A 9748-nucleotide genomic window follows, 5' to 3' on the forward strand; every position below is an offset into this window, starting at 1 on the left:
CCCCGCGCGTTACGCGGGATCCGGCATCCCGGCCGCCTGCCGCGCGAGCCATGTGCAAAATCGATCCGCTTTGATGCTGCGCTGCGCGCGCCGCTTCAGGACGTACCGCTTGCCGCTTCGACGAAAACCCAGCGGCGCGACCAATCGTCCGCTTTGAAGGTCGTCGATCACCAGATGCCAAGGTGCTACGCACACGCCTAATCCAGCCGTGGCGGCTTGCAGCGTGAAGTAGTAGTGCTCGAATACTTGCCCCCCGGCGTCCGGCGCAACGTCACCTGCGCAATGCGCCCAAAGCGACCATGCATCGGGGCGCGTACGAGTACGCAGCAACAGTTTGCCCGGTAGCCCCGTCGACGATTTCCAGTTGAGCGTTGCGGCCAGTTGGGGAGATAACACGGGCCCCAGCCACTCGGGGAAAAGCGCGCTGACCGCGACGCGCTCGGCATGGTGCCCGTCGTCTGTGGAGATCACGACGTCGTAGTGTTCGCGCTCGATGTCGACTTCGCGGTCGGCCGCGCTGATTCGCACGTCGATGTCGGGACAGGCTGCGTTGAAGTCGTACAAGCGCGGAATCAGCCATCGCATGGCGAGCGTGCCGAAGCAGGAGACATCGAGCGTGCCGCCGGGTTCGTCGCTTACCGCACGGACAGCGCCCTCGATCTGATCGAACGCCGCCGATACTGTCGGCAACAGGAGCCGGCCCGCCTCGGTCAGCACCGGCCGTTGCTTGCTTCCCTCGAACAGCGCGGTGCCCAGCACGTCTTCCAATTGCCGAACCTGCCGGCTGATTGCACCCGGCGTAACGCTCAGTTCGCTTGCAGCGGCTGTCATGCGGCCGAGCCGGGCGGCAGCTTCGAAGGCGCGAAGGGCATTCAGGGGCGGCAGTCGACGTTTCATCTTTGTGAGAAAAATGCAAATAGCCGCTGCATTTTAATCGCTTTTGCCAGCTGCGGATGGACGCTATAAAGGCTTTCGTTCCGCTTCATATTTGCCGAAAACGTGATGCTAAGCACGAAGGCGAACCGCAGGCGGGCGAATTCCTTGTACTCATTTCGAGAAAAAATCAAATGCCATTCATCCGGACCGCCCTTGCGCAAGACACCTCGCCCGAGCAGCGGCAAGCCATCGTCATGGGCGTGCATGAGGCCCTGGTCGACGCGATCGGGATGCCATCCGATGAACTGTTCAATCTGGTGTCGCACTACGCGCCAGAGCAGTTCTTCTGCAGCCGTAGCTTTAACGGTATCGCCCGCTCGGAGCGCGTGGTGGTGATCGAGATCACCATGCGGCGCGGCCGTAGCGATGCGATGAAGAAAAACCTCTATGCCGGTATTGCACACAATCTGGAAGCAGCCGGTGTGTCGCGTAAAGACATCTTTATCTTTGTCCACGAAAACGACTACTCCGACTGGTCGGTCGGCAATGGGGCTTTCGCAATGGTGCTGGGGCAGCAGCGCGGCGAGGATTGTTAAAGGAGTGTTCGATCGCGCCAACGCAGTCTTAAACCCGGCCGGGCAACGGCAGGTGTTGCCCATCCCTCGCGCGCGCCGGCTGCGAGGGCACTACTTCCAAAGCACCCAACGGCCTTTGCCGTCCAAGCTGGCATATGGGTCGAACTTGCCGTGACGAATCTCTACCGCCATATAAGCGGCGCTCGCCCGGTCGCCTTTCTCGTCGAATGCGATTTTGCCGGTCGCACCGTTAAAGCTTTTGAGCGCATGCAGCGCTGTCACGATATCCGCGGGCTTGGTCGACTTCGCATTCTTGATGGCCTGCGCGGTCACGCCGATCGCATCGTATTCATAAATCGAATAGGGGCCGGGCCCGCGCTTGTAGGCGGCCTCGTATGCCGCCGAGAACTGGTGCGCACGCTCGCTCTTGAAAAATGCGGGCAAGGGCGAAGTGGTCACGATCATGCCCTCGACAGCTGCGCCGCCCGTCTGGATCAACGACGGATCCGCTGTGCCGGAACTCATGAAGGACTTGATCGGTAGGCCGAGCGCGCGTATGTCTTTGGCCAAGGCCGCAGCTTCGGGATAATAGCCGGTGAAGTAGAGCACGTCTGGCTTTGAATGTCCCGCCGCGACGGCGATGTCCCGGTAATCGCGCTGCCCGGGTGTGAGCGCCGCGTCGTAGACGACCACGATGCCGTTTCGCTTAAGTGCCGCGATCGTATCCTGCGCAAGCCCCTGGGAATAGGTCGAACCGTCGTTGATGACGGCCGCGCTTTTCGCATGCAGCACACCGGACATAAAGCTGGCGACATAACCGCCTTGCGCGTCGGCCCGGCCGATCGTGCGAAACACGCTGGTCCAGCCATGTTCGGTCAATTGAGGGCTTGTCGACGCATCGAGCACATACGGAATGCCCGCTTCATGCAATACGTTGAGCTCGGGCAACGCCGCGCTCGAACAATAGCCGCCGGCAACGGCTGCGACCTTCGCGGAAACGAGTTCGCTCGCCGCTGTCGCCGCCTTGTCAGGATTGCAAGCATCGTCTTGCTGGACCAGTTCCAGCTTCTTGCCGAGCACACCGCCGGCCGCGTTGATTTGATTCGCGGCGAGCTGGGCACCGTCGAATATATCGGTGCCGGCGTCCCGGTACGCACCGGAGAGGGGCGTCGGCACACCGATCTTGATGGCGTCCTGCGCTTGCGCGATGTAGGGCACGGACGTCAACGTGAACGCTACAACGATCAACGCCGCGAATGAGAATGACGCGAGACGACGGGGGCTGAACGGCGCATGCCTGCGCCGGCCAGGCGCATGACGTCTGCTTGCATGTCCAACTGTCATCTTGCCACTCCCCACTTTCGACGAACACCGCGCGAGCGCGGGCGATTCTTGCCACACTGTCATGACGCAAATATGGCTTGGGCTGTGCCGCGCTCCAGCGTCGCCCGCTCCGGCGTCGCCCATGCGCGTGCTACCTAAGCCGACGATCTCGATGTCCCCACCCGAGGGGGACTGCTGCGCCCGATCATGGATCGATGTTGCGAGCCCCGCTATAGGCCGTGGATGGTTTTGCTGTAGGAATTGCGCACCGTCTTATCGGACGATTCGCCGGATGCGCTGTCCTTATCCGGCCCTTCGAGCCGAGTGATCGTCAGTGCGGAAAAGGTCGTGCTGCCACCCTCGGCGAACAGGGCAATGCGGTCTGCGTTGCCCGGCGGAAAGATTAGATCGGTGAGCACCACGCGGCCACCGTTCGCGAATACCTCGACTGAACCGCGGTCGATCACGATCTCGAGTTTCACTGCTCCGTGCTCGAGCGGCAGATTGGCGATGTGCCGCTGACTAAAAGTGGCTGAAAAATTCGCGTTGCCCGATTGCGAGCGGTCGAGCGTCAGCGTCTGTTGTGCGGTGTCGTAGGCGATCCTCGTGCCGAGCGCGCCATCCGCTGAGCGCCGGACAATGAGCCCCGCCCGCGCGGCACCGTGCGGCGAGAGCGATAGCGTGATGCGCTGTGCGACGCCGCGAGTCGCGGCCGGCAGCTCGCGCAAAGCCGACGTGACCGATAGATCGCCGAGGCATGTCGCGGGTTGCCGGTTCGCCCATGACTCGAATGAAGCAGCGGGCGTGACGATCAACCGAGGTTCTCCATCGACTGTCTTCAGCGCGAACTCGCGCGGTAAGGTCATGGCGCCGCGCCAGGGGGAGGTTGGTACCTGAGCTGCGTAGTCCCAGTTGCTCATCCATGCCATCGCGACCGGGTGCGCGCTCGGGGCACCGGAAAACGTGCCGACCGCATAGAAGTCGGCGCCGCGATCGACCCAATGGAACCGGGCGGGGTCCGAACCGGCTGGCGCGACGCGCTCGGGCGTGAATGTGCGGCCGTCGAAGTGGCCGACGAAGTACATCGCGCCGGAGCCTCCAGCGATCGACCACGGATTGACGTTGACGATCATGACCCACTTGATCCGTTTCGGATCGCCATCGAGCGGCAGCGGGATGAGGTCGGGCATTTCCCATAGCGCGCCATCGTGCGGTACGCCCGGCTCCGTGAAGTCGCTGAGAAAGGCCCAATGGATCAGATCGTCGGAGCGATAGAGCTTGACCACTTGCGCGTCCGCCACGACCGTCGTCATTAACCAGAACCCGCCCGGCGCGTACCACGAAACCTTCGGATCGCGGAATTGTTTCGATTCCGGATCGAGCGTGAGCACCGGATTGCCGGCGTACGGTTGCCAGGTTGCGCCGTGATCAAGGCTATAGGCGAGCGACTGCGCCTGGGTGCCGGGCGCGTGTCCGGAGCCCGCTTGATAGGCACTCGTGTACAACGCGACGAGGGGCGTGTGGCTGGGCGTGCCGAGGCCAGATGTATTGTGGGTGTCCGCCACGATCGAGCCGGAGAAAATTTCCTCGACCGCGTTGCCGCGCATCGCAACGGGCCGTTCATGCCAGTGGACGAGGTCTGTGCTGGTCGCGTGGCCCCACGACATGTTGCCCCAATCGTTACCGAGCGGATTGAACTGGTAGAACAGGTGATAGACGCCGTTGTCGTACACGAGACCGTTCGGGTCGTTCATCCAGTTGCGTTGTGGGGCGTAATGGATCAAAGGGCGCCATTGCTGAGTCCCGTCGATGGAGGGCGGGGCAGCAGCCGCTGCGGACAGTTGCGTGCCGAACGCACTCGCGAACACCATCGACGCGATACGAAATGGGAAGCGGGAAGCGGAAAATCTCATACGTGGGCTGGGCTTCGGACAGCGAAGCGGGATAAGGGCGCGCAGACCAACCAGCGAGGCGCGCGTGGGGACAGGATTGGGACGAACGGCACACGCCGACGGCATGTGCACAATGCGTGCGGCCACTCGCTGATGAGTGGCCGCGGTGATGGCCGTTGCGGTTATTGCGTGTTGCCGGCTCGGTCCTGCCAGGGTCCCTGCGCAGGCTGATTCGAAGGAATGTCGCCGTATCCGCCGAGACCGCCGTGTCCGTACGTTCGGTCGACCGATGTCGACGTGCCGTGAATGTCGACCTTGACCGTCGGCGCGAGGGTGCCGCCGCGACGTGGGCCAATCGCATCGATGAACGACTCGACGAGGCCGCCCGGCATCACGTAGTGCGAATACGATTGGAACTCGCGCGGATTCTGATTCGGGTCCTGTGCATACGGCGCGCCGGCCGGTGCGGAGAAGTCGGTGGGGTTCCCGAGCACGAGGCCGCTGCCGCCGTTAAGCGGCTCAAAGTCGCTGCGAATGCCGTTGCCGACGAAGCCGTACACGCCGTCGGGGCCATCGACACCGGCCGCCATCGTCGTACGGTGGCTGATCGTGAACAAGTAGTACTTCCCGTCCTTCAAGTAGATCTGCGGACGCTCGGTCTGGTCGTCGACACAGTTCGCCGACAGGATCGGCGGCAGAAACTTCCACTCGGTCAGTTGCGGGTTCGTTGCGACCGCGAGGCCGACATTGGCCTTTTGATACACTGCGCCCGAATTCATCACCGCGTTGAGATCTTCCTTGTAAGGATCGTTCGGCGCGTAGCCCAGATCCGCTTCGGTACAAGTGCGCGCGCCACGCTGGCCGCCCGTGTTGCCTTCGAAGACCATGTAGGTCTTGCCCGGATGCGCGGGATCGGTGAAGACAAACGGATCGCGGAAAGAGAAGTAGGTATTTTGCTGGCCGGTCTGGTAGTACTGGCCTTCCGGCTGCAGCAGTGCCTTGTGATCGTCGAAGCCTGAGAACCAGACGTGTTTGTCGTCGGCGTGGATATGGCCGTCGGCGCGCGTGATGATCGCGATCGGCGGCGTGATGTCGGCGCCGCCGGGGGCGGACCGGTTGAACGACGTCGCGGTGTAGTAGAGGCTGACGTTATCGCCATGCAGGAGGCGCGCCGAGCCCGACCATTCGGCGTTGTTCGTCATCGGCGCCGTGCCGAACACCTTCGCGCTGGCGCCATCGGGGAACAGATGGCCGCCCCAGGTCCAGCCGCCGTTCGCAGGGCGAAGCGCGGCCGGGATGCCCGCACGGCGATAGAAGAAGCCGATCCGAGCGTGCACGTGGCGGTCGTCGAACGTGTAGCCCGCATGCGGGTCTGCTGTGAGCGAGAAGATGACCTCCCAGCCCTTGTAGCTCAGTTGGTTCGCATGCAGATCGGCGAGCGGCCAGGTATCCCACACCCAGACATTCGAGTTGATCAGCGGGAAATCCTGCGGGATGTCGGGCATCGAGAGCGACTGCGGCAGCGAATTTTTGTCGGCGCCTGCGGTGTGCGATTGCGCGACGATCTGGCGGATGTCCGCACGTGTCCATCGCATCGTGAAGTTGCCCTCGGGATCGTAGGCCTGCTGTGTGTGCGGGGTGGGCGTGGGGCCGCTGGCCGTCTGCGCATGAGAAGCCACCGCAAAGGTGGACAGCGCGGCGCCGGCTAGCAGCAAACGTTTGCGATTGGGCGAGCGAAGCAAGGAAAGATTCGTCATCTCGGCGTGGTTTCCAAGTAGGGTGAAAGAAACGTCGGGGTGAATATCGATATCCAAACCGGTTTGGATGCTATTTCAAACCGGTTTGGACGTCAAAAGAAAAATTTTTGACGGTAATCGTTGCTGGGTGGTAATAATTGCTGGAAATGACTTCCACAGGGAGCCCGCAGAGGGAGTGCAAGGAATGACGGGAAAGGTGAACCTGAAGGCGTTGTCGGATGCGCTGGGGCTTTCGCGCACGACGGTCAGCCGTGCGTTGAACGGCTATGAGGATGTCAGTGCCGCGACGCGCGAACGTGTCGCGAAAGCTGCGCGTGAAATGGGCTATGTCGCGGATCCCACCGCGCGGCGGCTGGCGACCGGCCGGGCGGATGTCATTGGGATCGTCTATCCGTTCGGTGGCGACGATCTGGGCGACCCGCGTTTTGGCGAGGTCGTCGCCGGAATGACTGCGCGGTTTGCCGAAGATAATCGCGATTTCATCATCGTGGCCGCGCGGCCGAATGCCGAGTTGGAAACTTACCGGCGACTTGTCGAAGGCAAACTGGTCGACGGGCTGATCGTCGCACGCACGTTGGTGGACGATCCGCGCATCGCCTACCTGCAGTCATGCGCGTTTCCTTATGTCGCGTATGGCCGCACGCGGATCGCGGAGCCCTACGCGTGGTTCGACTTCGACAATGAAGCCGGCGCACGGGATGCCGTACGCCGGCTGATTGGTTTTGGGCATCGGCGTATTGCAATGTTGAGCGCACCGCTTGCTTTGAATTTCGCCGCTCAACGGCGCGCGGGTTTTCATACCGCGATGCATGAGGCCGGTATCGCGCCGGATCCCGCACTGCTGGTGGAATGCGCGTTCACACGCGAGGGGGGGCTGCAGGCGGCGCAAGCGCTGCTCACGCGCAGCGATCGGCCGACGGCGCTGTTCGTCGACAACAATATCTGCGGCGCCGGCGCGTTTCGCGCGGTCGTCGATAGCGGGCTGCGCATGGGGCAGGATATTTCGTTGATTGTTTATGACGGCGTGTCGTCGCCGGACGTAGCAGGTTCACATCGCGTGACGGCCGTCGTCCAGCCAACGGGACAGACGACGGGGCGCTCGCTGGCGAATCTGATGCTCAGGCTGATCGGAGAGGGCGCCTGTGGGCAACAGCTTGAAGCGCCGCTGATCGAGGCAGGGGATACAGACGGTCCCGTGTGGAAATAGCTGTGGCTTGCTGAGACTATAGACATTCTGTCATAGAAGATTTTCCTTACGACATAACAAGGAAATCCAGATTCTCTTCGCTAATACAATGCGTTTCGCGTAGCAAACGTTTGCGATGCGTGCCGTGAGGAGCCAATCGCGACTTCTTCTATGAAACGAGAGAATCTATGGAAAACTCAATGATCGTTCAGCAAACGAAAGACCTCGCACCGATTCGGCATCGTGCTATTGCCGCTGCGGCAATGGTCGCGCTCACGTTTGCGGCCTCGGCGGCGCATGCAAGTCATTCGCATTCACACAAAACTAAGCACTCGAGTTCGCGATCGAGTGGCGCGCAGTCCGGCACAACCGGTAGCGGCGCCGGATCTTCGGCAAGCATCGGCCAACATGGAAGCGCTAACGGAAGCGGCTCCGAAACCGCCGTGCAAACTCAATGGGGCATCGTTTCAGCGCCTGCCGCGCCCACTGCGGTCTGCGGCACGCCGCTTACGGCTTCGTTGAAGCCGGTAGCCGGTTCCCTCGACACGCTCGACGCAGATCCACACCACTCCCAGCCCGATACCGGCCGGATACAGGCGGCAATCGATGCTTGCCCGTCCGGACAGGCTGTCAAGCTCACGATGGGTGCCGCGGGCGAGTCCGCCTTTGTGAGCGGCCCGCTGCGGCTGAAGTCCGGTGTGACGCTTTGGATCGATCGCGGCGTGACCTTGGCCGCGTCGCGCAATCCATCTGATTTCGACAACGGGGTGGGCACGTGCGGCACGGCGACCGTGTCGAAGAAGAAGTCGTGTTATCCGCTGATCCTGGCGAATAACACCGCGGGCAGTGGAATTGTCGGGGAAGGTTCGATCGACGGGCGGGGCGGCAGCCTGCTGACCAGCGGCCCCAATGCAGGCAAGCGGAGCTGGTGGGATGTTGCTTATGAGAACAAGACGCAGGGGCTGAATCAACAGAATCCCCGCCTCGTTCAGGTAACGGGCGGACACGACTTCACGCTGCACGATGTTACGTTGCTCAATTCGCCGAACTTCCATGTGGTGACCGACGGCACGGCCGGCGTGATTGCGTGGGGGATCAAGATCTTGTCGCCAAGTCTCGAGTACAGCGTACCGGGTTATCGATGCGCACCCGGTACGACGCCGAGCGCCAGCACGACGACGGCCACCTGCTTCACGCCCGATACCGTCAAGAATACGGACGGTTTCGATCCGGGACAGTCAAGCAACGTTTTGCTCGCCTATTCGTTTATCAGTACAGGCGATGACGATGTTGCGATCAAGGCGAGCGCCGCGCCCGGCAGCAATCACATGACTTTCGCGCGGAATCATTTTTACTATGGGCATGGTATGTCCATTGGCAGCGAGACGAACGCGGGCGTGCATGATGTCGTTGTAACGGAGTTGTCGGTGGACGGCCACGATTCGCCTAACGGTAACGGCCTGCGGATCAAGTCCGATGCTTCCCGCGGCGGGCTCGTCGATGGCATTCGTTATACCAACGTTTGCATGCGCAATGTCGCGCAGCCGCTGGTTTTCGATCCGTTCTACAGTTCGGCCAGCGGGACGCTCTATCCGAATTTCGCGGGCGTCACGGTGAGCGGGTTCCACTACCTCGGTAGCGCTGCTTATGGTGGTGGGCAAGTCACGTTCTCGGGCTACGAGGAGAACGGACAGAAGAACCCACTCGTCATTACGCTCGACAACGTGGTGTTTGACGGTGCGCAACCGGTTATGAAATCGCTGAAGGCTACGCATTTCACGCTCGGAAGCGGCACTGTGAGCTTTTCGAATGAGATTGTGACTTCGAGTGCGACGGACACGACGATCCAGGGCGCGCCTGGAAATGGAGCGCCTGTTGATTGTTCCGGGGCGTTCGTTCCGTTGACTTCGGTCGTGCCGGGCGCGCCTATTTGAAGACGATGTCCGGTGCTAGCGGTGAGCGGCCGACACGCCTTTTCGGCGGCGTGTCGGCGCGTGGCGAAACGGATTGGTACCCCTGGAATGATGAAGCGACTGTTTCTCGTTGCGCTCGCCGCAACGCATTTCGTGACCTGCGCTCATGCGCAAAGCGACGCGTCGGGGCCGTTCGTCACGCCCGCCGGCAAGATGGAATTCACGC

General features: G+C 61.8%; 7 protein-coding genes. 3 read left to right on the plus strand and 4 right to left on the minus strand.

Going from position 1 to position 9748, the window contains the following annotated elements:
- Positions 1 to 9: 9 nt before the first annotated feature.
- On the minus strand, positions 10 to 897 hold the full coding sequence (locus ACTHL0_RS22980; protein ID WP_440569263.1) for a LysR substrate-binding domain-containing protein: 888 nt from the start codon (positions 895 to 897) through the stop codon (positions 10 to 12).
- Between the two features lie 170 nt (positions 898 to 1067).
- Between ACTHL0_RS22980 and ACTHL0_RS22985 the strand changes: the two genes are divergently transcribed.
- A complete protein-coding gene (locus tag ACTHL0_RS22985) occupies positions 1068 to 1472 on the plus strand; it encodes a tautomerase family protein (protein ID WP_440569269.1) in 405 nt (134 codons plus the stop codon).
- A 90-nt stretch (positions 1473 to 1562) separates the two neighbouring features.
- Here ACTHL0_RS22985 and ACTHL0_RS22990 read toward each other — a convergent pair whose 3' ends face one another.
- The 3 genes from ACTHL0_RS22990 to ACTHL0_RS23000 all read right to left on the minus strand — a co-directional run bounded on the left by ACTHL0_RS22990 (position 1563) and on the right by ACTHL0_RS23000 (position 6423).
- Positions 1563 to 2795, minus strand: coding sequence for a branched-chain amino acid ABC transporter substrate-binding protein (locus tag ACTHL0_RS22990; protein ID WP_440569264.1), 1233 nt, complete (start codon positions 2793 to 2795; stop codon positions 1563 to 1565).
- Between the two features lie 209 nt (positions 2796 to 3004).
- Entirely contained in the window at positions 3005 to 4687 is a 1683-nt protein-coding gene (locus ACTHL0_RS22995) for a glycoside hydrolase family 32 protein (RefSeq protein WP_440569265.1), read from the minus strand.
- 161 nt (positions 4688 to 4848) lie between these two features.
- Positions 4849 to 6423: a glycoside hydrolase family 68 protein gene (locus ACTHL0_RS23000; RefSeq protein ID WP_440569266.1), complete on the minus strand. Its 1575-nt coding sequence runs from the start codon at positions 6421 to 6423 to the stop codon at positions 4849 to 4851.
- 184 nt (positions 6424 to 6607) lie between these two features.
- On the opposite strand from ACTHL0_RS23000, the gene ACTHL0_RS23005 reads away from it, so the two are divergent.
- Together ACTHL0_RS23005 and ACTHL0_RS23010 are read left to right on the plus strand one after the other, a co-directional pair.
- Positions 6608 to 7630 carry a substrate-binding domain-containing protein gene (locus ACTHL0_RS23005; RefSeq protein WP_440569267.1) on the plus strand — a complete coding sequence of 341 codons (1023 nt, stop codon included), beginning with the start codon at positions 6608 to 6610 and terminating at the stop codon, positions 7628 to 7630.
- A gap of 422 nt (positions 7631 to 8052) precedes the next feature.
- Complete coding sequence (locus ACTHL0_RS23010; RefSeq protein ID WP_440569268.1) at positions 8053 to 9543, plus strand: glycoside hydrolase family 28 protein; 1491 nt, start codon at positions 8053 to 8055, stop codon at positions 9541 to 9543.
- The last annotated feature ends 205 nt before the right edge of the window (positions 9544 to 9748 follow it).

The sequence above is a fragment of the Trinickia sp. genome (assembly GCF_051961175.1).
Taxonomy (GTDB): Bacteria; Pseudomonadota; Gammaproteobacteria; order Burkholderiales; family Burkholderiaceae; genus Trinickia.